Source organism: Pseudomonas sp. NPDC078416, assembly GCF_050268485.1.
Lineage (GTDB): Bacteria > Pseudomonadota > Gammaproteobacteria > Pseudomonadales > Pseudomonadaceae > Aquipseudomonas.
Map to the genome: position 1 here is coordinate 307,895 of NZ_JBNNGV010000002.1, position 21,117 is coordinate 329,011.

General features: G+C 62.5%; 18 protein-coding genes. 6 read left to right on the plus strand and 12 right to left on the minus strand.

Annotated elements, in window-relative coordinates:
• Positions 1 to 133: 133 nt before the first annotated feature.
• The 10 genes from lysS to ACQKEN_RS05320 all read right to left on the minus strand — a co-directional run bounded on the left by lysS (position 134) and on the right by ACQKEN_RS05320 (position 12,674).
• Positions 134 to 1,636: a lysine--tRNA ligase gene (lysS, locus tag ACQKEN_RS05275; protein ID WP_427684171.1), complete on the minus strand. Its 1,503-nt coding sequence runs from the start codon at positions 1,634 to 1,636 to the stop codon at positions 134 to 136.
• A gap of 114 nt (positions 1,637 to 1,750) precedes the next feature.
• Positions 1,751 to 2,846 (minus strand): peptide chain release factor 2 gene (gene prfB / locus ACQKEN_RS05280; protein ID WP_108120905.1). Its coding sequence is split into 2 segments (ribosomal slippage): positions 1,751 to 2,773 and positions 2,775 to 2,846, totalling 1,095 coding nucleotides; the frame shifts between segments, so codons are not numbered across the junction.
• 161 nt (positions 2,847 to 3,007) lie between these two features.
• Positions 3,008 to 4,012 carry a diguanylate cyclase gene (locus ACQKEN_RS05285; protein ID WP_427684172.1) on the minus strand — a complete coding sequence of 335 codons (1,005 nt, stop codon included), beginning with the start codon at positions 4,010 to 4,012 and terminating at the stop codon, positions 3,008 to 3,010.
• 45 nt (positions 4,013 to 4,057) lie between these two features.
• Entirely contained in the window at positions 4,058 to 5,068 is a 1,011-nt protein-coding gene (locus ACQKEN_RS05290; protein ID WP_427684173.1) for a chemotaxis response regulator protein-glutamate methylesterase, read from the minus strand.
• Positions 5,065 to 7,404: a hybrid sensor histidine kinase/response regulator gene (locus ACQKEN_RS05295; protein ID WP_427684174.1), complete on the minus strand. Its 2,340-nt coding sequence runs from the start codon at positions 7,402 to 7,404 to the stop codon at positions 5,065 to 5,067. The genes ACQKEN_RS05290 and ACQKEN_RS05295 overlap by 4 nt, the downstream gene beginning before the upstream one ends.
• Positions 7,401 to 8,084, minus strand: a complete 684-nt coding sequence (locus ACQKEN_RS05300) for a chemotaxis protein CheW (RefSeq protein WP_427684175.1) — start codon at positions 8,082 to 8,084, stop codon at positions 7,401 to 7,403. The genes ACQKEN_RS05295 and ACQKEN_RS05300 overlap by 4 nt, the downstream gene beginning before the upstream one ends.
• Positions 8,081 to 9,433 (minus strand): CheR family methyltransferase, encoded by a 1,353-nt coding sequence (locus ACQKEN_RS05305; protein WP_427684176.1) that lies wholly within the window; start codon positions 9,431 to 9,433, stop codon positions 8,081 to 8,083. The genes ACQKEN_RS05300 and ACQKEN_RS05305 overlap by 4 nt, the downstream gene beginning before the upstream one ends.
• Positions 9,430 to 9,966 carry a chemotaxis protein CheW gene (locus tag ACQKEN_RS05310; protein ID WP_427684178.1) on the minus strand — a complete coding sequence of 179 codons (537 nt, stop codon included), beginning with the start codon at positions 9,964 to 9,966 and terminating at the stop codon, positions 9,430 to 9,432. The genes ACQKEN_RS05305 and ACQKEN_RS05310 overlap by 4 nt, the downstream gene beginning before the upstream one ends.
• 9 nt (positions 9,967 to 9,975) lie before the next feature.
• Complete coding sequence (locus ACQKEN_RS05315) at positions 9,976 to 11,538, minus strand: methyl-accepting chemotaxis protein (RefSeq protein ID WP_427684257.1); 1,563 nt, start codon at positions 11,536 to 11,538, stop codon at positions 9,976 to 9,978.
• A gap of 401 nt (positions 11,539 to 11,939) precedes the next feature.
• The gene (locus tag ACQKEN_RS05320; RefSeq protein WP_427684180.1) at positions 11,940 to 12,674 is read right to left on the minus strand and encodes a tellurite resistance TerB family protein; all 735 of its coding nucleotides are present in this window, start codon (positions 12,672 to 12,674) and stop codon (positions 11,940 to 11,942) included.
• Positions 12,675 to 12,936: 262 nt separating this feature from the next.
• On the opposite strand from ACQKEN_RS05320, the gene ydcS reads away from it, so the two are divergent.
• From ydcS to ACQKEN_RS05350, 6 genes are all read left to right on the plus strand, one after another.
• Positions 12,937 to 14,088 carry a putative ABC transporter substrate-binding protein YdcS gene (ydcS, locus tag ACQKEN_RS05325; protein ID WP_427684182.1) on the plus strand — a complete coding sequence of 384 codons (1,152 nt, stop codon included), beginning with the start codon at positions 12,937 to 12,939 and terminating at the stop codon, positions 14,086 to 14,088.
• 256 nt (positions 14,089 to 14,344) lie between these two features.
• Positions 14,345 to 15,382, plus strand: coding sequence for an ABC transporter ATP-binding protein (locus ACQKEN_RS05330; RefSeq protein WP_427684184.1), 1,038 nt, complete (start codon positions 14,345 to 14,347; stop codon positions 15,380 to 15,382).
• Position 15,383: 1 nt separating this feature from the next.
• Positions 15,384 to 16,334, plus strand: coding sequence for an ABC transporter permease (locus ACQKEN_RS05335; RefSeq protein WP_427684186.1), 951 nt, complete (start codon positions 15,384 to 15,386; stop codon positions 16,332 to 16,334).
• Positions 16,324 to 17,133 (plus strand): ABC transporter permease, encoded by an 810-nt coding sequence (locus ACQKEN_RS05340; protein ID WP_427684188.1) that lies wholly within the window; start codon positions 16,324 to 16,326, stop codon positions 17,131 to 17,133. The genes ACQKEN_RS05335 and ACQKEN_RS05340 overlap by 11 nt, the downstream gene beginning before the upstream one ends.
• A 97-nt stretch (positions 17,134 to 17,230) precedes the next feature.
• Positions 17,231 to 17,485: a type II toxin-antitoxin system HicA family toxin gene (locus ACQKEN_RS05345; protein ID WP_427684190.1), complete on the plus strand. Its 255-nt coding sequence runs from the start codon at positions 17,231 to 17,233 to the stop codon at positions 17,483 to 17,485.
• The gene (locus ACQKEN_RS05350; protein ID WP_427684192.1) at positions 17,482 to 17,808 is read left to right on the plus strand and encodes a type II toxin-antitoxin system HicB family antitoxin; all 327 of its coding nucleotides are present in this window, start codon (positions 17,482 to 17,484) and stop codon (positions 17,806 to 17,808) included. Before ACQKEN_RS05345 ends, ACQKEN_RS05350 begins: the two co-directional genes overlap by 4 nt.
• A gap of 49 nt (positions 17,809 to 17,857) precedes the next feature.
• On the opposite strand, the gene ACQKEN_RS05355 is transcribed toward ACQKEN_RS05350, so the two are convergent.
• A complete protein-coding gene (locus tag ACQKEN_RS05355; RefSeq protein ID WP_427684194.1) occupies positions 17,858 to 18,964 on the minus strand; it encodes an NADH:flavin oxidoreductase/NADH oxidase in 1,107 nt (368 codons plus the stop codon).
• A gap of 373 nt (positions 18,965 to 19,337) precedes the next feature.
• Positions 19,338 to 21,047 (minus strand): single-stranded-DNA-specific exonuclease RecJ, encoded by a 1,710-nt coding sequence (gene recJ, locus ACQKEN_RS05360; RefSeq protein ID WP_427684195.1) that lies wholly within the window; start codon positions 21,045 to 21,047, stop codon positions 19,338 to 19,340.
• Between the last annotated feature and the right edge of the window lie 70 nt (positions 21,048 to 21,117).

Consider the following 21,117-nt stretch of genomic DNA (forward strand, 5'->3'; position numbering starts at 1 on the left):
CAAGCTCACTCCTACAATAGGCGGAATGCCCCTGTAGGAGTGAGCTTGCTCGCGATAGCATCTCCAAATGCAGCTGCGCACTCAACGAACAGCCAAAAAAAAGCCGCCCTGCGCAGGCGGCTTGTTTTGACACTCAGGCTTGTGGCCGCATGTGCGGGAACAAAATGACGTCGCGAATGGACGGCGAGTTGGTCAGCAGCATGACCAGACGGTCGATGCCGATGCCCTCGCCCGCTGTCGGCGGCATGCCGTATTCCAGTGCCCGGACGAAGTCTGCGTCGTAGTGCATGGCTTCATCGTCGCCCGCGTCCTTGTCCGCCACCTGAGCCATGAAGCGCTCGGCCTGGTCTTCCGCGTCGTTCAACTCGGAGTAGGCGTTGGCGATTTCACGGCCGCCAATGAACAGTTCGAAGCGGTCGGTGACGTTCGGGTTGTCATCGTTGCGACGGGCCAGCGGCGACACCTCGAACGGGTACTGCGTGATGAAGTGCGGCTGCTCCAGCTTGTGCTCGACCAGCTCTTCGAAAATCATCACCTGCAGCTTGCCCAGGCCTTCGAAGCCCAGCACCTTGGCGCCGGCTTTCTTGGCGATGGCGCGGGCCTTGTCGATGTCGTTCAGGTCATCGGCGGTCAGCTCGGGGTTGTACTTGAGGATCGAGTCGAACACCGACAGGCGCGCAAACGGCTCGCCGAAGTGGAACACCTTGTCGCCATACGGCACGTCGGTGCTGCCGAGAACCAGCTGGGCCAGTTCGCGGAACAGTTCCTCGGTCAGGTCCATGTTGTCTTCGTAATCAGCGTAGGCCTGGTAGAACTCAAGCATGGTGAACTCGGGGTTGTGCCGGGTCGAAACGCCTTCGTTACGGAAGTTGCGGTTGATCTCGAACACTTTTTCGAACCCGCCAACCACCAGACGCTTGAGGTACAGCTCAGGCGCGATGCGCAGGAACATTTCCAGGTCCAGCGCGTTGTGATGCGTCTCGAACGGCTTGGCCGCGGCGCCGCCCGGGATGGTCTGCAGCATCGGCGTTTCGACTTCCAGGAAATCGCGCTGCATCAGGAAGCTCCGGATGTGGGCGATGACTTTCGAGCGAACGCGGAAGGTTTCACGCACGTCTTCGTTGACGATCAGGTCAACGTAGCGCTGGCGATAACGCTGTTCGGTATCCACCAGGCCGTGGTGCTTGTCGGGCAACGGACGCAGGGATTTGGTCAGCAGGCGCACGTTGGTCATTTCGACATACAGGTCGCCTTTGCCGGAGCGGGCCAGGGTGCCTTCGGCCGCAATGATATCGCCCATGTCCCAGGTTTTTACCGAGGCCAGGGTGTCTTCCGGCAGGGTCTTGCGGTTGACGTAGACCTGAATGCGACCGGTCATGTCCTGAATCACCATGAACGAGCCACGGTTGAGCATGATGCGCCCGGCAACCTTGACTGGAATCGCCGCTTCAGCCAGCTCTTCCTTGGTCTTGTCCGCGTACTGTTTCTGCAGGTCGTTGCAGTAGTTTTCGCGACGGAAGTCGTTCGGGAAGGCGTTGCCCTTGGCGCGCTCGGCCGCAAGTTTTTCCTTGCGCAGGGCGATCAGGCTGTTTTCTTCCTGTTGCTGGGCTTGCGGGTCGAGTTGTTGGTCGCTCATGTCTTGATTATCCATCACAGGTTCGTGGCCCTTCGTCTGGCCGGGGTGCGTGACGAAGGATCGCGGGCGGCGACGTCATGATGACGCGCCCGACCCGCAACAGTGGTGTGGCGATTACAGGCCCTGTTTGAGGCTCGCGATCAGGTATTCGTCGATGTCGCCATCGAGCACCTTGTCGCAATCGCTGCGTTCGACGCTGGTCCGCAGGTCCTTGATGCGCGAGGCATCGAGCACGTACGAACGGATCTGGTGACCCCAGCCGATATCCGACTTGGTGTCTTCCAGCGCTTGCGAGGCCGCGTTGCGCTTCTGCACTTCCTGCTCGTACAGGCGCGCCCGCAGCATCTTCATCGCGGTGTCTTTGTTGGCGTGCTGGGAACGCTCGTTCTGGCAGCTGACCACGGTGTTGGTCGGAACGTGGGTGATCCGGACCGCCGAGTCGGTGGTGTTGACGTGCTGACCACCGGCGCCCGAGGAGCGGTAGGTGTCGATGCGCAGGTCCGACGGGTTGATGTCGATCTCGATGTTGTCATCGATTTCCGGCGAAACGAAAACGGCCGAGAACGAGGTGTGGCGGCGGTTGCCGGAGTCGAACGGGCTCTTGCGGACCAACCGGTGTACGCCGATTTCGGTGCGCAGCCAGCCGAATGCATATTCACCCTTGATGTGCACCGTGGCGCCTTTTATACCGGCGACTTCACCGGCCGACAGTTCCATGATGGTCGCGTCGAAGCCGCGCTTGTCGGCCCAGCGCAGGTACATGCGCAACAGGATGTTCGCCCAGTCCTGGGCTTCGGTGCCGCCGGAACCGGCCTGGATATCCAGATAGGCGTTGTTCTGGTCCATCTCGCCGCTGAACATGCGACGGAATTCCAGTTTTTCCAGGGCTTCGCGCAGGCGCTCGACTTCAGCGGCAACGTCGTCGACGGCGGCCTGGTCTTCTTCTTCGGCGGACATCAGCAACAGGTCCTTGGCATCCACCAGGCCGGTGCTCATCTCGTCGAGGGTGTCGACGATCTGCGCCAGCAGCGAACGCTCGCGGCCCAGTTCCTGGGCGTACGACGGGTTGTTCCAGACGTTTGGATCTTCGAGCTCGCGGTTAACTTCGGTCAGACGATCATGTTTGTGATCGTAGTCAAAGATACCCCCGAATGGTTTCGGAGCGCTCGGACAGGTCCTTGATGCTGTTTAGGATCGGGTTGATTTCCATGGTGGGCAGCACTCGCAGGCGATTTTCACAAAGCCGGCGAGTATAACGCAGGCAACCCCCCGATGGCAGTCCGTTGGGCGACGGGTGCGCGGTGTTCACCGTTGTTGGTGCGGACCCAGCCCGGCGGTGGCCGCCGAGCGCGGGAAAGATGCTGCCCCGCCTTATCCCACCGCCACCTGATTGCGCCCATTGTGTTTGGCCGCGTACAACCCCTGATCCGCACTCTGAATCAGCTGGCGGCTGTGGCTGCCGACCTGCGGCACGATGGTCGCCAGCCCGATACTGACCGTCAGGCTCGAGCCCTGGCTCGGGGCGACATGGGGGATGTTCATGCTGGCGATGGTCTGACGCAGTTTTTCCGCCAGCAGGCGTGCGCCACCCGGCGAGGTGCTGGGCAGTACCAGCGCAAATTCTTCGCCGCCGTAACGCGCCGGCAGGTCGGAGGGACGGCTGGAGTTGGCGCGGATGGCTTTGGCGACCTGACGCAGGGCTTCATCGCCTTCAAGGTGCCCAAAGGCGTCGTTGTAGGCCTTGAAGTAATCGACGTCGATCATCAACAGCGAAATCTGCGTCTGCTCCCGGGTAGACCGGCGCCATTCCAGTTCAAGGTATTCATCGAAGTGGCGGCGGTTGGACAGGCCGGTCAAGCCGTCGGAGTTCATCAGGCGCTGCAGCACCAGGTTGGTGTCGAGCAACTGCTGCTGACTGACGCGCAGGGCGCGATAGGCTTCGTCGCGCTGCAGCAGCGTCATGTACGAACGCGAGTGGTAGCGAATGCGCGCGACCAGTTCGATGTTGTCCGGCAGTTTGACCAGGTAATCATTGGCTCCGGCGGCAAAGGCGGCGCTCTTGATCAGCGGGTCTTCCTTGGTCGAGAGCACGATGATCGGGATGTCACGGGTTTTCGGATTGTTGCGGTATTCGCGCACCAGGGTCAGGCCGTCCAGGCCGGGCATGACCAGATCCTGAAGAATCACGGTCGGTTTGATCAGGATGGCTTGCGCAATCGCTTGATGCGGATCGGCACAGAAGTGGAAGTCGATGTTGTCTTCTTGCGCCAGCCCGCGCCGGACAGCCTCGCCGATCATGGCCTGATCGTCGACGAGCAACACCATGGCAGCGTTTTCATCCGTGGCGTTCAGATCGTCCAGTTGCAAATCATGCATGCGGGGTCTCCTGGTCACAGGCGGGCTGTGAAATCACCTGGAAATTCATTGGGAGAATACCTCCTTCAAGCGAGGTGCGATCGAGTCCAGTGAGCGAATTTCCATGGCGGCGTCAATCGCCGCAGCCGCCTTGGGCATGCCGTATACCGCACAGCTTTCCTGATTCTGGGCGATGGTGAGAAAGCCCCGCTGACGCATCAGCTTGAGTCCCTGCGCACCATCACGGCCCATGCCGGTCAACAAAACACCCACTGCGTCACCATTCCAATAGCTGGCCACACTTTCGAAAAACACGTCGATGGAGGGCCTGTAAATTTCGTTAACCGGCTCTGCGGTGTACGCCAGTGTGCCGTTCCTGAGCAGACGAATATGGTGGTTGGTGCCTGCCAGCAGCACCGTGCCCACTTGCGGCGGCTCGCCATTGCGCGCCAGCCTGACCTCCAGCCCCGAAGAGCTGCTTAACCATTGCGCCATCCCTTCGGCGAATACCTGATCCACGTGTTGCACCAGCACGATGGCGGCCGGAAAATCTGTCGGCAGCGCCTTGAGCAGTATTTCCAGCGCGGCGGGCCCGCCGGCCGATGAGCCGATCGCGATCAACCGCTGACGCTGTGCCGACTCGCGCACCGGTGGCGGCACGGGGCGAACCCGCGTGTCCCGCTCGCCAATGAGCCAGCCTATATTAAGTATCTTGCGCAACAAAGGCGCGGCTGCGTCCTTGGGGTTGCCGGCCCCCAGCGCGGGCGTGTCGACCACGTCCAGCGCGCCATGGCCCATGGCTTCGAACACCCGATGCACATTCTGCTCGCGGTCCACGGTGACAATGACGATGGCGCACGGCGTGGCCGCCATAATACGTCGAGTGGCCTCTACGCCGTCCATCACCGGCATGATCAGGTCCATCAAGATCAGGTCGGGCGTCAGCTGGGCACAGCGCTCCACCGCCTCGGCGCCATTGCTCGCCACCCAGACAATCTGGTGCGCCGGTTCGAAAGCCAGCGCACGGCGCAACGCCTCTACCGCCATGGGCATGTCGTTGACGATGGCAATCTTCATCCCTGCGCATCTCCTATCAACTCAACGACCGCGTCGAGCAGCGCGTCGTCGTGGAAACTGGCCTTGGCCAGATAGTAATCGGCGCCGGCGTCCAGACCGCGACGGCGATCTTCTTCACGGTCCTTGTACGACACCACCATCACCGGCAGCGATTGCAGGCGGCTGTCGCGGCGCACCAGCGTCACCAGTTCGATGCCGTCCATGCGCGGCATGTCGATGTCGGTGATGAGCAAGTCGAAATCTTCGCCGCGCAACGCGTTCCAGCCGTCCATTCCGTCCACGGCCACCGCCACTTCATAGCCACGGCTGAGCAACAACTTGCGCTCCAGCTCGCGCACCGTCAGCGAGTCATCGACCACCAATACGCGTTTGCGTACCCGTGCGTCCGCCTGACGATTGCGCCGATCAATGCGTTCCAGGCGTCCGGTATTGAGCAGTTTCTCCACCGACCGCAGCATGTCTTCGACGTCGATGATCAGCACCGCCGAGCCGTCGTCGAGCAACGCGCCGGCGGCGATGTCCTGAACCTTGCCCAGGCGCGGATCCAGCGGCAAAACCACCAGCGTGCGTTCGCCAATGAAGCGCTCCACGGCGACGCCATACACCGCATCGCGCTCGCGAATGACCACTACTTTGAGCACGTCTTCACTGTGCTGGCTGGCCGGACGGTTGAGCAGCTGAGTGGCGGCGACCAGCCCGACGTGACGCTCTTCGTGCCAGAAATGCTGACGCCCTTCCAGCTGCACGATTTCGTCGGCGCGCACGTCACGCATCCGCTCGATGTGCGCCAGCGGAAAGGCATACGCTTCGCCGCCGACTTCCACCACCAGACTGCGCACCACCGACAAGGTCAGCGGCACTTCCAGATGGAAACGGCTGCCCTGCCCCGCGCGCTGGTCCAGTTCGACGCCGCCACGCAGCTGCCGAACCATATGCTGGACCGCGTCCAGGCCGACGCCTCGGCCGGACACTTCGGTGACCGTGTCGCGCATGCTGAACCCGGGCAGGAACAGGAAGCTCAGCAGCTCTTCCTCGCTCAACTGCGCAGCGGTTTCCGCAGGCGAAAGTTTGCGCTCGACGATGTTCATGCGCAGGCGTTCGAGATCGACACCGGCGCCGTCATCGATCAGCTCGACCACCAGCAGCCCGGCCTGGTGCGAGGCCTTCAGCTGAATCAGACCCTCGGCCGGCTTGCCGCTGGCGATGCGTTGTGCCGGCAGCTCAATGCCGTGGTCGACGGCGTTGCGCAGCAAATGGGTCAGCGGTGCTTCCAGTTTTTCCAGCACATCGCGATCGACCTGGGTCTTTTCGCCGTCGATTTCCAGGCGCACCTGCTTGCCCAGCGAGCGGCCCAGATCCCGGACCATGCGCGCCTGACCCACCAGCACATCGGCAAACGGGCGCATGCGGCAGGCCAGCGCGGTGTCGTACAGCAGTTGCGCGCGCTGGGAGGACTGCCAGCCGAACTCGTCGAGATCAGCCGTCTGCTGAATCAACAAGTGCTGCGCTTCGCCGAGCAGACGCCGCGCTTCGTCCAGCGCCTTTTGCGCGTCCGGGTCGGTGCTGGCGCCGAGCAAGGCTTCAAGACTGTCCAGCGCTCGGGTGGCGCCGGTCTGTGTGCGTTTGACCCGCTGCATTGCGGCCAGGTACGGCTTCAGCCGTTGAGTCTCGACCAGCGACTTGCTCGACAGGTCCAGCAGGTTGTTCAAGCGTTCGGCGGTGACGCGCAGGACCCGTTCGCCGGTCTCGACCACACGTCGTTCACCGGGGCCATCTGCTTTAAGCGCCGGGTCGGCGACGGGCTCAACGACGATGGCGGCAGCCAGTTCTTCGGCCGCCGAATCCTGCGCCGACTGCAGCGAGGTGACCAGCGACTGCGCGTTGGCGAGCAGGATGTCTTCGAGGGAAGGCAGCGCGATGGGCACCAGCATGGCTTTCATGGCCGGATCGTCGCTGACCATGTTGTTCATCAGCGCCACATAGCCGTCCACATCCGCCTGCGGCACGCTGGCGCCAGGCGTGGCGATGCGCATCAGCAGATCGGTGCCCATCAGCAGGGCATCGATGTGCTCGGGCAGCAGGTAAAGTCGCCCTTCCTGGGCGCTGACCAGGCAATCTTCCATGACGTGGGAAACGCTGACGCCGGCGTTGACCCCGACAATACGCGCCGCGCCTTTCAGCGAATGGGCCGCGCGCATGCACGCTTCCAGCTGATCGGCCTGGGTCGGGTTGCGCTCAAGGGCCAACAGGCCCGCGCTCAGCACCTGGGTCTGCGCTTCCGCCTCCAGGGTAAAGAGTTCGAACAGCGACGCGTCGCGCATTTGATCGGGCGTCATGTCAGGCTCCGGTTTACGGCCGACAACAGCTGGTCTTCATCAAGCAGGCGCAGGCTGCGGTTTTTCCATTGCACGACCCCTCGGGTGAAACGCGCGTTGCTGTTCTGGGCCGACGCCGAGGCGCTATCCAGCAGGCGCGCTTCGATGGCATGAATGCCGTCGACCTCGTCCACCGGCACCACGACCGGACCGCCGTCTGCCGAAACGATCAGCATGCGCGGCAATGTTCGGGCATCACCAACCGGCGCGACCGACGGGTCCAGCCCGAGCAGCTCGACGAACGACAGGCACGCCACCAAGGCGCCGCGCACATTGGCAACCCCCAGCAAGGCGCGGGAGCGCTGGTGCGGAAGCGAATGAATGGCCTGCACCGGCGACACTTCCACCAGACAACGGGTCGGCAGACCGAGCCACTCTTCGCCCAGACGAAACACCACGGTCGAGCGGGTTTCGACGTCAACGGCCAGCGCATCGGTGTGCATCGACACGCGCTGTTCCTGCGCCAGCGAGTAACGGTCGAGCAAGCGCGTGGCTGCGGCCGAGTACACCGAGCAGTTGCGGCAATGAATATGATCGGCAAGCAGCGGGCAGGACCGGTCGCCATGGATGCCGATGCGGTTCCAGCAGTCGTCGATCGCCTCGGCGTCGTCGCTGACCAGCTCTGTGTGTACGCGACTCATCCGCTGCGTCCTTCTTTAGTGACACCCCGTGCCGCACGCTCCTGCAGCCGCCGAGCCCCTGCGCTGTCGCCCTGGGCGGCAAGCAGCGCGGCCAGTTGCGCCAGGGTCTCCGGATGCTGGGGCTGCAAATACAACGCCTTGCGATAAAACCCCTGTGCCGCGCTCGCCTCCCCCGCCACTTCGCTGAGCAGGCCCAGCCAGTAAAACACCGGGGCCACGGGTTCAAAGCGCTTGAGGTACTGCTCGCAGGCCACCTTCGCTTCGGCACTGCGGCCTTCGTTGGCAAGGGCCGCGATGCTGCGCAATAACTCGGCAGCGTCGCCATTGCCAGCGCCCGGCGCCACCGCCTTGATGTCGGGCCTGAGCGCAGCCCTGCGCTCTTCAACCAGCGCAGGATCACCCAACAACCTTGGCACAAAGTGCTGCGGTTTAGGCGTGACGCGCGTCAGGGCTGATGTTGGGTGAGCGGACGTTGAGTGAGCAGACAATGAACCGCTTCGCGACGGCGGCATGGCTGGGGCAGTCAGGATGCTGGGGGGTTCGGAAGTGGCCTCTTCACGCCGACGAAAGGCGAACGATTGGGCAATGCCGATCGACACCATGCCCATGCGCCCGAGCAGGCTGCCCTCGGCAGGGCCGATGAACAGCACGCCATCGTCGCGGGTCATGCGCTTCAGTGCCTCAAAGCCCTGACGCTGGGTGTCGACGTCGAAGTAGATCAGCAGGTTGCGGCAGAACACGAAGTCGTACGCCGACTGCGCCACCGGCATGGCAGGGTCGAGCAGGTTGCCGGACTGAAAGCGGACCTGATCCTGCACCCGCTCCTCCAGGCGATAGCCCTCCTCGACCGCGCTGAAAAAACGTTCACGGAAACCCAGTTGATCGCCGCGAAAGGAATTTTTGCCATACACGCCCTGGCGCGCGCGCTGAATGGACAGCGGGCTGATGTCCACGGCGTCGACGCTGAACTGCGGGCCTCGTAAACCTGCGTCGAACAGCGCCATGGCGATGGAGTAAGGCTCCTCGCCAGTGGAGCACGGCAGGCTCAGAATCCGCAGCGCACGCACACCATTGAGCTGGGCCAGCCTGGCATTGGCCAGCTTGCCGAGGGTGACGAAGGATTCCGGATAACGGAAAAACCACGTTTCGGGGACGATGACCGCTTCGATCAGCGCCTGTTGCTCATCCGCCGAAACCAGCAGCGTCTGCCAGTAATCATCGTGGTCCCGCGCCCTGGACAGCGTGCAGCGCTGACGCACGGCGCGCTCGATGATCGCCTCGCCCACCGACGCAACGTCAAGCCCGATGCGGTCCTTGAGGAAGGAGAAGAAACGCGCATCGCGGCTCATGGCGCGGCCTCGAAGGCATCCAGACTCACGGGCTGCTCGGGAAACAACAGTTCGCGCACGGCGTCGCTGAGCAAGTCATCCACGCGTATCCACTGCAGCAGACCGTGTTCGTCCTCGCGCACCGGGCCCAGATACGGCGCCTGCGAGTTATCCAGGCCGTAGGCTTTGAATTCATGGGGCGAGCAGCGCAGCGTGTCGGTCGCCTGTTCGAGGATCAAACCCAGCTCCCGCGCGGGACGATCGCCGCCGAGGCGGTAATGCACCAACACCAGCCGTGTGCTGGTACGCAACGGGGCGGGATGGCCGAAGGTCAGCGCGCTGAGATCGATGACCGGGACGATCGCGCCGCGGTGGGCAAACACACCCGCGACCCAGTGGGGCGCTTGCGCGATGGGTTTAAGCATCAGCCGTGGCAGCACTTCGGCGACTTCTGTCGCTTGCAGCGCATAGCGTTCCGCGCCGATGCGGAACAGCAGAAACAGCTTGTTTTTGGGCAACACCGCAGCGCTGCGCTTGGCTGAATGCTCGATCATGGGCCTGACTCAGACCTTGAAACGCGAAACGCCGCTACGCAGCCCCACCGCCACCTGGCTCAGCTCATCGATGGCGAAGCTGGCCTGACGCAGGGATTCGACGGTCTGGCTGCTGGCATCACCCAACTGCACCAGCGCCTGGTTGATCTGTTCAGCGCCGGTGGCCTGGGCCTGCATGCCTTCGTTGACCATCAAGACACGCGGCGCCAAGGCCTGCACCTGATGAATGATCTGCGAAAGCTGCTCGCCGACCTGGGTTACTTCGTACATGCCGCGACGCACTTCTTCGGAGAATTTGTCCATGCCCATGACGCCTGCCGACACCGCCGACTGGATCTCGCGAACCATCTGCTCGATGTCATAGGTGGCCACGGCGGTCTGGTCGGCCAGACGCCGGACCTCGGTCGCCACCACGGCAAAACCACGGCCGTATTCGCCGGCTTTTTCGGCTTCGATGGCCGCGTTGAGCGACAGCAGGTTGGTCTGGTCGGCGACTTTGACGATGGTCACCACGACCTGATTGATGTTGCCGGCCTTCTCGTTGAGGATTGCCAGCTTGGAGTTGACCAGATCGGCGGCGCCCATGACCGAGTGCATGGTTTCTTCCATGCGCGCCAGGCCTTGCTGACCGGAGCCCGCCAGAACCGAAGCCTGATCCGCGGCCGAGGTCACTTCCGTCATGGTGCGCACCAGATCCCGGGACGTCGCGGCAATCTCGCGGGACGTCGCGCCGATTTCCGTGGTGGTCGCAGCGGTCTCGGTGGCCGTCGCCTGTTGCTGTTTGGAGGTGGCGGCAATTTCGGTTACCGAGGTGGTCACCTGAATCGACGAGCGCTGGGCCTGGGACACCAATGCAGCAAGTTCGGCGACCATGTCGTTGAAGCCGGTCTGCACCGATCCAAACTCATCGTTGCGATCCAGCGCCAGCCGCGTGCTCAGGTCGCCGGTGCGCATGGTGTCGAGAATCTGCACGATGCGGTTCATCGGCGCCAGAATCGCGCGCATCAGCAACAGGCCGCACGCAGCCGCCGCCAGCAAAGCGATGATCAACGAAATGCCGAGGGTGATCTTGGCGCTGGAAACAGCGGACTGAATGGCGTCGGACGCCTTGTCGGCGACCACCTTGTTCTTGGCGCCGAGTGCGTTGAGCTGTTTGCGACCCTCCATCCATGCGGGCGTGAGTTGCTCGGCAAATATCCGTTGGGCCAGCGCGTAGTTATCGCCCTGGTAAGCCGCAAGCACGCCGTTGAGCACGAGCTGGTAGCGTTCGCGCAATTGCAGAAACTGGGCGAAGTCATTGCGATCGGATTCGTCGAAAATGCTTTTCTGATAGTTGGCGATCTGCGCCTGCAGGCGGTCTTCGAATTCTTTGTACTGGTCTTCTTCAGCGCCGGTGAGGTCGCGACCCGCGCCTTCAACCAGCAAATGCTGGGTGGCTACGTAGCTTTCAACCCATGCACTGCGCACAGTACTGCTGTAAAAAACGCCGGGGAGCGCGTCCAGGCGTACCGCATCGCCGCTGTTCTCGATCACCAACAGGCGATTGAATGCCGCAACCACCATCAACAGCATGATGGCGATGATGACAGCGAAGCTCGCCAAAATCCGTTGACGCAACGTCCAGTTCTTCACAGTCAGCCCTCAAGGGTTCAACGCCGGCATGACCGGGTTCAGAAAGCGGACCGACGAACGGTCCAAAACGAGCGGGAGTATAGCCCAGTGCTTTACCGATATTCGGAGTGTTTCTGACGGGAAAAACGCCATAACACACAGCCAGATCGGAATTGTCTTACACGCTATCGGCTTGATGTGGCGTTGCTTGATGGTGCAAGTGCGTTGAGGGCGAATGCTGGCTGGGAATTTTGGCGCGCGGGGGGAAGGATGCGGGTCAGGCCCTCAGGATTGTCGGGACCGACCCGCCAGGGTTGCGGGTATTCGATTTTCGTTACGGGGCGCTGGACCGACCCGCTGATTTACGGCTGGGCCTGACGCACCTGATGCTCAAGCTCGGTCTTGAGGGCCGGGTCAAGCTTCAGCTGCTTGGCGAGTTCGTCCAGGTAAGCGCGCTCCATGAAGTGCTCTTCGTCGACCATCATCACGCTGGCCAGGTACATCTCGGCGGCGATTTCCGGGGTTTGCGCAGCACGGGCGACGTCGACAGGGTCAAGCGGTTTGTTCAGTTCGGCGTGCAGCCATTGCTGCAGTTCGTTGTCGCCGGTGATGCGGGTGAACTCGCCTTCGATGAGTTCGCGTTCACGCTCGTCGACGTGGCCGTCGGCCTTGGCTGCTGCCACCAGCGCCCGCAGGATGGCCTCGCTGTGTTGTTCGACCTGGGCCGGGGGCACGCGGTCCACGGTCTGCGGCTCAACCGGTTGCGCCACACCCTGACTTGCCTGCCAGTTGCCATACGCCTTGTACGCCAGCACGCCCAACGCCGCGAGCCCGCCGTAAGTCAGCGCTTTGCCGCCCATTTTGCGTGCGCCTTTGTTGCCCATCAGCAAGCCCATCGCGCCCGCCGCCAACGCACCACCGCCGGCACCTGAAAGCAGCCCGCCCAGGCCGCTGCCACCGACCTTGCCCAGCAGATCGCCAAGCCCGCCCTGCCCGTTTTGCCCGCTTTTGCCGCTCTTGTCACGGGCGCCGGCCTTGTTTTGCAGCAGGTCCTGACCGGATTTCAATAATTGATCAAGTAAACCGCGCGTGTTCATGACTTCACCTTCAGAAATGGGGACAGACGATTCGACCCGCAGGTTAAGGCGAAGGCACCAGCAGCCGTTGGGCAGGTTTGCTTCTGAATGTTGCGGCGATCGGGAGTCCTGAGGCCGGATGACGACGGGTTTTCGCTCAACCGCTTCCGCCTGCACGAATGGGCTCGGTATTTGCTGCGCGAAGTTTGTCGAGGATCGAACTGGGCACTACGCTCTGCATCACCGATCTCTGCCCACACAACCACCATAAGGCAAACCCACCATGTCCGTGCACAAGACCGCGATTCTGAGCGCTGTGATCACCGCACTATTCACCAGCGGCGCGGTGCAGGCCGTTGAAGCACTGACGGCGGTGGGCGATGGCGAGGGGCAGTTGGATATCGTGGCGTGGCCGGGTTACATCGAGCGCGGCGAAAGCGACAAGGCCTACGACTGGGTGACCGGCTTCGAGCAGGAAACCGGCTGCAAGGTCAACGTCAAGACCGCCGCAACCTCCGACGAAATGGTCAGCCTGATGACCAAGGGCGGCTATGACCTGGTCACCGCCTCGGGCGACGCGTCGTTGCGCCTGATCGCCGGCAAGCGCGTGCAGCCCATCGACCCTACGTTGATCCCGAACTGGAAAACCCTCGACCCGCGCCTGAAAGATGGCCCCTGGTACACGGTCGAGAACAAAACCTATGGCACACCCTATCAGTGGGGCCCGAACGTGCTGATGTACAACACCAACGTGTTCAAGACGCCGCCGGTGAGCTGGAGCGTGGTGTTCGAGCCGCAGGATTTGCCCGACGGCAAACCGAACAAGGGCCGGGTCCAGGCCTATGACGGGCCGATCTACATCGCCGACGCCGCGCTGTACTTGAAGACCGCCAAGCCAGAGCTGGACATCGTCGATCCCTATCAGCTCACCGAGACCCAGTACAAGGCCGTGCTCGACCTGCTCCGCGCCCAGCAGCCGCTGGTTCATCGCTACTGGCACGACGCAACGGTGCAGATGAGCGACGTGAAAAACGAAGGCGTGGCAGCGTCCAGTTCGTGGGGGTACATGGTCAACGGGCTGGTCGCCGACAAACAGCCCGTCGCCTCGACCATCCCGCAGGAGGGCGCCACCGGCTGGGCCGACACCACGATGTTGCACGCCGAAGCCAAGCACCCCAACTGTGCCTACAAATGGATGAACTGGTCGCTGCAACCGAAGGTTCAGGGCGACGTCGCCGCCTGGTTCGGCTCCCTGCCGGTGGTGCCCGACGCCTGCAAGGGCAACGCACTGCTCGGCGCCGAGGGCTGCGAAACCAACGGGTTTGACCTGTTCGAGAAAATTGCCTTCTGGAAAACACCCCAGGCCGAGGGCGGCAAGTACGTGCCTTACAGCCGCTGGACGCAGGATTACATCGCGATCATGGGTGGGCGTTAGACCCAGGCACCCCACATAACCCGTAGGAGCGTGGCTTGTCCCGCGATCGGCCGGGAACCGGTCGTAAAATCTGGGGATGCGGTGTGTCATTAAAGTCGCGGCGCCTGATTCAATGACTGCTGCGCAGTCAATCGCGGGACAAGCCACGCTCCTACAATGACCGCACTCCTTCAGATGCATGCATTCAGTTTCACCCGGCGCCCCCCCTGCGACGGTGTCCGCTTCCAAATGACTTCGGTTCCGGGAATTAGCCACCATGACCCACGCTGTCCAGTTCACCCAGGTTTCGCGGCTGTTCGGCGAGGTGAAAGCCGTGGACCGGGTGTCCGTCGACATCGAGGACGGCGAGTTCTTTTCCATGCTCGGCCCCTCGGGTTCCGGCAAAACCACTTGCCTGCGCCTGATCGCCGGCTTCGAGCAACCCAGCGCTGGCTCGATCCGCATTCATGGCCAGGAAGCGGCCGGCCTGCCGCCCTACCAGCGTGACGTCAACACCGTGTTTCAGGACTACGCGCTGTTCCCGCACATGAACGTGCGGGACAACGTCGCCTATGGCCTGAAAGTCAAAGGCGTCGGCAAGGCCGAGCGGATCAAGCGGGCCGACGAAGCCCTGAGCATGGTGGCACTCGAGGGTTATGGCGCGCGCAAACCCGTGCAACTGTCCGGCGGACAGCGCCAGCGTGTAGCCCTGGCACGGGCACTGGTCAATCGGCCGCGCGTGCTGCTGCTCGACGAGCCCCTCGGCGCCCTTGACCTGAAGCTGCGCGAGCAGATGCAGAGCGAATTGAAGAAACTGCAGCGCCAACTGGGCATCACGTTCATCTTCGTCACCCACGACCAGACCGAAGCGCTGTCGATGTCGGACCGGGTGGCGGTGTTCAACAAGGGCCGCATTGAGCAGGTCGATACGCCACGCAATCTGTACATGAAACCGGCGACGACCTTCGTGGCCGAATTCGTGGGCACTTCCAACGTGGTGCGCGGCGAACTGGCTCAGGCGTTGAGGGGCAACCCTGAGTCGTTCTCTATTCGGCCGGAGCACATTCGCTTTGCCGAGGGCGTTGCCGCGAGCCACGAGGTTCAGGTCAACGGCGTGCTGCACGATATTCAATATCAGGGCAGCGCCACCCGCTACGAGGTCAAACTGGACAACGGCCAGACGCTAACGGTCAGCCAGGCCAACAATCAGTGGCTGGACACCGGCGCGCGCCATCAACCGGGGCAACGCCTTACCATCCGCTGGGCACGGCAGGCAATGATTGCGCTGCATGACGCGCCCGACGAGGCGCGGTGAGATGGGTCAGACGTTGACCAGCTCGGCGCCGACGCAACGGCAATCGCCACGTCGGCGCTTTTCCAACCTGCTGTATCGACGTCCGAATCTATACCTGTCACTGCTGCTGATTCCCCCGCTGCTGTGGTTCGGCGCGATTTACCTCGGCTCGCTGCTGGGCCTGCTGTGGCAGGGCTTCTATACCTTCGACGACTTCAGCATGACCGTGACGCCGGAGCTGACCCTGGCGAACTTCGGCGCGCTGTTCAACCCGGCCAACTTCGACGTCATCCGGCGCACCCTCACCATGGCCGTCGCCGTGTCCATGGCAAGTGCCATCGTCGCATTCCCTATTGCGTATTACATGGCGCGTTACACCACCGGCAAAACCAAAGCGTTCTTTTACATCGCGGTGATGATGCCGATGTGGGCCAGTTACATCGTCAAGGCCTACGCGTGGACGCTGTTGCTGGCAAAGGGCGGCGTCGCGCAATGGTTCGTTCAGCATCTGGGATTGGCGCCGGTGTTGCAGTGGCTGTTGAGCGTCCCCGGCATTGGCGGCAGCACGTTGTCGACCTCGCACCTTGGGCGTTTCATGGTGTTCGTCTACATCTGGCTGCCGTTCATGATTCTGCCGATTCAGGCCTCCCTCGAACGCTTGCCGCCGTCACTGCTGCACGCCTCCGCCGACCTCGGCGCCACGCCCCGGCAGACGTTCATGCAGGTGGTTCTGCCGCTGTCGGTGCCGGGCATTGCGGCGGGCTCGATCTTCACGTTTTCGCTGACGCTGGGGGATTTCATCGTGCCGCAACTGATTGGCCCCCCGGGCTACTTCATCGGCAGCATGGTCTACGCCCAGCAAGGCGCCATCGGCAACATGCCCATGGCCGCGGCGTTCACGCTGGTGCCGATCGTGCTGATCGCGATTTACCTGGCCATCGTCAAGCGTCTGGGAGCGTTCGATGCACTCTGAAAAAGCGTCGTGGGGCCTGAAGATCGCCGCCTGGGGCGGGCTGGTGTTTCTGCACTTTCCGATCCTGATCATCTTCGTCTACGCCTTCAACACCGAAGACGCCGCTTTCAGCTTCCCGCCAAAGGGTTTCACCTTGAAGTGGATCAGCGTGGCGTTCGCGCGGCCCGACGTGATGGAGTCAATCAAGCTGTCGCTGCAAATCGCCTGCGTTGCCACATTCATCGCACTGGTGCTCGGCACCCTGGCCTCGGCGGCGCTGTACAGGCGGGACTTCTTCGGCAAGGACGGCATTTCGCTGATGCTGATTCTGCCTATCGCCCTGCCCGGCATCATCACCGGACTGGCCTTGTTGTCGGCGTTCAAGACCCTGGGGATCGAGCCGGGGATGTTCACCATCATCGTCGGCCACGCGACCTTTTGCGTGGTGATCGTCTACAACAACGTCATCGCCCGTCTGCGCCGCACCTCCCACAGCCTGATCGAAGCGTCGATGGACCTCGGCGCCGATGGCTGGCAGACCTTCCGCTACATCATCATGCCCAACCTGGGCTCGGCGCTGCTGGCCGGCGGCATGCTGGCGTTTGCCCTGTCGTTCGACGAAATCATCGTCACCACCTTCACCGCCGGGCACGAACGCACCCTGCCCATCTGGCTGCTCAACCAACTCAGCCGCCCCCGCGACGTGCCGGTGACCAACGTCGTGGCGATGCTCGTGATGATGGTGACCATGCTGCCGATCCTCGGCGCGTACTACCTGACTCGGGGCGGGGAAAGCGTGGCGGGGAGTGGGGGCAAGTGAAGGCATCGAATGGTTTCAGAACGCGGAGCTTTAACGCGTCCCCTTTTCCTACAGCTTGTCCCTAGGCTCAGGCTTGTCAGTATCATATTTTGATACCATGAATAATCGACAAGCCGGCACCCTGAAAATCGTGTTTTCCAAACCCGTCCCTAGCAACCTGGAGTGGAGTCGACTGGAGTCGCTTTTCACTGCTCTGGGTGCAAGAACCATAGAAGGTAATGGCTCAAGGGTCAGATTCGAGCTCAATGGCGTTGTGGCAACCTTCCACCGCCCGCATCCGGATAAGGAGGCGAAACCCTACCAGGTTCGAGACGCGCGAGTGTTCCTTGAGCACGCAGGAGTTAACCCATGAATATCATGAATTACAAAGGCTACTCAGCCCGAATCAACTACAGCGATGAAGACGGCCTGTTCGTAGGTCATGTAGCGGGGATTAAAGACGTGATTGGCTTTCACGGCCAGTCGGTACCGGAGCTTCGCGCAGCGTTCGAGGAGGCGGTAGACGATTATCTGGACGTCTGCAGACGGTTGGGGCGCGAACCTCAAAAAACCTATTCCGGGAAACTGAGCCTTAGGCTGGAACCTGAGCTGCACGCGAGCGTTGCCTCACAAGCTGAGTTGGCGCACAAAAGCATTAACCAATGGGTCAGTGACCTGCTACGCCAGGCCATCTGACCCTATATCTATCGGCGAGGAGCCAATACAGGCGCCCCGATCCTGCGCCTCAATCGCGCAGATCCGACTCATGAATCGGCTGGTCGCGGTGCGTGGCACGCTGGTACTGCGCGGGCCATGTGGCCTGACGTCCACCGAGGGACTCGTCGGCTTGCAGCGGCCAGTACGGATCGCGCAGCAGTTCACGGGCGAGGAAGATCAGGTCCGCCTGGCCAGTACGCAGGATGGTGTCGGCCTGGGTGGGCTCGGTGATCATGCCTACGGTGCCGGCGGCAATGCCGGACTCGTTGCGTACGCGCGCGGCAAACTCGGTTTGATAACCCGGGCCCACCGGGATCTCGGCCTTGGCTGCAGTACCGCCGGAAGACACGTCAACAAGATCCACGTCCAACTCTTTCAAGCGCTTGGCCAGCTCGACGGTTTCATCAGCGTTCCAGCCACCTTCCACCCAGTCGGTGGCAGAGACGCGCACGAACAACGGCAGGTCTGCGGGCCAGACTTCACGCACGGCTTTGGTGATTTCGAGGGTCAGGCGGATGCGGTTGTCGAACGAGCCACCGTACTGATCCTGACGCTGGTTGCTCAGCGGCGACAGGAACTGGTGCAGCAGATAACCGTGAGCAGCGTGGATTTCGACGACTTCGAAACCTGCGGTCAAGGCACGTTTGGCGGCGTCGACGAAGGCCTTGATCACTTCCTGAATCTGGGCTTCATCCAGCGGCGTGGGCACGGTATAGGTCGGGTCGAAAGCGATCTTCGAGGGCCCCCAGGTCGCCCAGCCGCCCTGGTCGGCAGGGATGGCGCCGCTCTGGCTCACCCACGGACGCCAGGTACTGGCCTTGCGTCCGGCGTGGGACAGCTGAATGCCGGCGACTGCGCCCTGTGCTTTGATGAATCGAGTAATGCGTTGCAACGGCTCGATTTGCTCGTCATTCCAGAGGCCGAGGTCTTCCGGCGTGATACGCCCGTCCTGGGTGACTGCCGCCGCTTCGGTGAAAATCAGCCCGGCGCCGCCAACCGCACGGCTGCCCAGATGGACCAGATGCCAGTCATTGGCCAGGCCGTCGGCGCAGGAGTACTGACACATCGGTGAAACCACAATGCGGTTGCGCAGCGTCAGTTGGCGAAGGGTATAGGGTTCAAGCAGCAGGCTCATGGGGGACCTCTCAGATCGTGTGGCAGGTTCCTTACGTGCGAACCTTGAGCCTAGTCGACAACCCGAGCGAAGTGAGGGTTCAGTCATTTCCCGGCTGAAGCCGGTCCAGCTGAAACACTGCATAGACCTGTGGGACTGGCTTGAATGATCGTCCCCACGCTCCGCGTGGGGATGCCCGCCCCGGACGCTCCGCGTCCATCGCTGCGACGCAGAGCGTCGCAGGATGCATTACCAAGCGGAGCGTGGGAACGATCAAGGTGTCTGGAAAGGCCTCTTCCCCGCTAAAGCCGGTCCCACTGAAAGAACGCGTCCCCCTGTGGGACCGGCTTTAGCCGGGAAGGCGTCAGTAGGCACACCGCGAGTTGGTCGTGGCTCAACGCGGCGAGAGGTGAACCACCATCAGTTGCACGGTTTCGTTGCCGCGAAACTCGTTGAGGTCCAGCTTGTACGCCAACTCGACCCAGCGCACGGTCGGGTTGGGCCATACGTCGCGGTCGACGCTGAAGGCGATACCTTCGAGCCTGACGCTCCCGCATTCGGTCTTGAGTACCATCTTCAGATGGCGCTCGCCGACCACTCGCTGCTCAACCAGCTGGAACACGCCATGGAACAACGGTTCGGGAAAGTGCTGCCCCCACGGGCCGGCGTTGCGCAGCGCACGGGCCAGTTCCAGGTGAAACTCTTCCACCGCCAGGGTGCCGTCGGACAACAGCCGGCCGGTCAGATCCTCTTCATTGAGCTGACGGCGAACCTCGGCGTCGAAGGCCTGGGCGAACGCGGGGAAGTTACCTTCGGGCAGCGACAGCCCGGCCGCCATCGCATGGCCGCCGAACTTGCTGATCAGCTCGGGATGTTTCGCCGCCACGGCATCGAGGGCGTCGCGAATGTGAAAGCCCGGTACCGAACGCGCCGAGCCTTTCAGCACGCCCTCGCCCGCACTGGCGAACGCAATGGTCGGGCGGTGATAACGCTCTTTCAAACGCGAGGCCAGAATGCCGATCACGCCCTGATGCCATTCGGGTTCGAACAGGCACAGACCAAACGGCATCGACTCCAGCGGCAGGTCCTTGAGCTGGGCCAGCGCCTCGCGCTGCATGCCCTGCTCGATGGATTTGCGGTCCTGATTGAGTTCGTCCAGGCGCACGGCCATTTCCCGCGCCTCGGTCTCGTCATCGCACAGCAGGCATTCGATGCCCAGGCTCATGTCATCCAGACGCCCGGCCGCGTTCAGGCGCGGGCCGATGATGAACCCCAGATCAGTGGAGGTGATGCGCGACGCCTCGCGACGGGCGACATCAAGAATGGCGCGCAACCCCGGACGGGCCCGCCCGGCGCGGATGCGCATCAGCCCCTGGTGCACCAGAATCCGGTTGTTGGCATCCAGCGGCACTACGTCGGCGACGCTGCCCAAGGCCACAAGGTCCAGCAGCTCGCCCAGATTGGGTTGAGCGCGGCCCTCGAACCAGCCGATGTCCCGCAGTCGCGCGCGCAAGGCCATCAACACATAAAAGATCACGCCGACGCCGGCCAGCGACTTGCTCGGAAAGGTGCAGCCGGGCTGGTTCGGGTTGACGATGGCATCCGCCGCCGGCAATTCGTGGCCGGGCAAGTGGTGATCGGTGACCAACACCTGCAAGCCTGCGGCCTTCGCTGCGGCAACGCCTTCGACGCTGGAAATGCCGTTGTCCACGGTCATGAGCAAATCAGGCTGACGTTCAAGGGCCACCTGAACGATTTCCGGTGTCAGGCCGTAACCGAATTCGAAACGGTTCGGCACCAGGTAGTCCACATGGGCAGCACCGAGCAAGCGCAGGCCCATCACGCCGACTGTGCTGGCCGTCGCGCCATCGGCATCGAAGTCGCCGACGATAAGGATGCGCTGGCGCTGCTGCAACGCCGTCACCAGCAAATCGACGGCGGCGTCGATGCCCTTGAGCTGTTGATACGGAATCAACCGGGCGAGGCCCTTGTCGAGTTCGGCCTCCGATGCGACACCGCGAGCCGCGTACAGCCGGGTGAGCAGAGGAGGCAGATCGCCAAGAAAAGGCAGGGTGTCAGGTAACTCGCGTGGTTCGATGCGCATTCAGGTTCCGCTGGTGTTCTCGTTGGGACTGGCTGGGTGTAGGGATGCCGTCGCGATGTCGCTGTAGTAG